This window comes from Fulvivirga kasyanovii (assembly GCF_009711405.1).
GTDB lineage: Bacteria > Bacteroidota > Bacteroidia > Cytophagales > Cyclobacteriaceae > Fulvivirga > Fulvivirga kasyanovii.
The window spans coordinates 1-1,300 of sequence record NZ_SMLW01000280.1 but is presented as its reverse complement, the minus strand read 5'-3'; the positions used below and the strand labels follow the sequence as shown (position 1 = coordinate 1,300).

Below are 1,300 nucleotides of genomic sequence, written 5' to 3'. Positions count from 1 at the left end.
GATCGATATTATGATGGATATGGGCAAAAAGAAGCAAAAAACCTATCTGTTAATGATAATAATGAAATTTATATAAGTGGCAATTTTTATAAGTCTATAAAAATAGGACATGTGTTATTAGATAACGATATAGCGGAATTTGAGTATAACTTCTTTGCCAAAATAGACCCAAAAGGGAATACTATTTGGGCTAGGCATGGACGGATTCGTTATGTAACTGGTATTGTACCTCACATCAATGGAGGCATTATGTTTACAGGTTCTTTCGTTGACAATGTAAGTTTGGATGATCTTAATTTTGCAAGCGCAACTCAGGGCCCATACGTTAACTACAATATCCTGACATCTCATCTTGGGTTTAATAACTCCGCAGAGTTTACTTTTTACCGGGACTGTGATAATAACTTCCACTTTCAAAATATTTCAAACTATGCAAATTTGGGAAGTATAATCAGTGTCAAATGGGATTTTGGTGATGGGAATACTTCTACCTTATTAGAACCTATTCATAGATATAGTTCAACTGATATGTATACTGTTAGGCTAACCATAGAAAATTCAAAAGGCCAAGTCTATAGCGTGGAGAAAGAAGTAGACTTTAATGAAAAAATTCCTCCTTTAACTTCAGCAACAGTAATAGGCAATAAATCCAGTTGTGAAGGAGAGTATATGACACTTTCCTCATCAATTGAAGCGAAATATTATGAATGGAACAGTACTCTACAGAATCAATCAATAAATGTGAATAAATCGGGTGATTACGCTGTTCGGCTAGGTTACACCGAGGAATGTTGGTCTAAATACTCTCAGGAAGTTTTAGTAAATTTTAAGAATAGGCCTTTACAGCCAAAAATCAACATAAATCAATCTAATATGATATGTGCAGGTGATTCTGTCAAGCTTTCAGCTCCAGAAGGATATCAGACATACAAATGGAACACGGGAGCACAGACACAATCTATATATGCCAAACTTAATTTGTCATATGAAGTTAGTATACAAGATTCATCCAACTGTTGGAGTGATAACTCTGATCCTGTACAAATAAAGCTAATTAATTCTCCGCAGACACCAACAGTAGATGTATCCAATGGTACAGAAATTTGCCCTGATGAAACAACCATTTTAAAAGCTCCAGGTGGTTATTCTGCTTATAGGTGGAATAATGGAAATGAAATGTCAGACATTGAGGTGTCAGACGGCAATTATAGCGTTCAGGTTTCTAATGCTTTTGGGTGTTGGAGTGATTACTCAGATAATGTAGAAGTTAAACTAATCAATATAGAGTCTATTATTACAC

General features: G+C 34.9%; 1 protein-coding gene. It reads left to right on the top strand.

The features are described from left to right. The coding region (locus E1163_RS01935) for a PKD domain-containing protein (RefSeq protein WP_185155922.1) at positions 1-1,300 on the top strand (1,300 nt) is incomplete at both ends.